At 59.0% G+C, this 256-nt stretch carries 1 pseudogene; it reads right to left on the bottom strand.

Annotated elements, in window-relative coordinates:
- A pseudogene (locus AO388_RS07765) lies at positions 1–169 on the bottom strand (IS5/IS1182 family transposase); the annotation flags it as partial.
- Between the last annotated feature and the right edge of the window lie 87 nt (positions 170–256).

Here is a 256-nt window from a genome sequence, read left to right as displayed (position 1 = left end):
CCCCTATCGCAGGGCGTCCGCGCTTGCCTGCGGTGTTGCTATAAAACGGCGCCACTTGCGCCTCCAGCTGGGCCCAGGGCACCAACTGTTCAAGGTCAGCCAGGAAGCGATCTCGGCGAGTCTGCTTTTTCTTGCCGGTATATTCGAGTTCGGAGAAGGTTTTCTGCACGCGCGTAACGCTCACGGAGAGGGAGGCTGGTTGAAGGAACTTAGTGTGCCAAGGGTGGGGACAGTTGGCTATTTTTGCAGCGCCTCC

The sequence above is a fragment of the Pseudomonas sp. ICMP 10191 genome, from assembly GCF_001467335.1.
Classification (GTDB): domain Bacteria; phylum Pseudomonadota; class Gammaproteobacteria; order Pseudomonadales; family Pseudomonadaceae; genus Aquipseudomonas; species Aquipseudomonas cerasi.
Note: the sequence above shows the minus strand (reverse complement) of the source record. Positions and strands in the feature narration are given on the sequence as shown.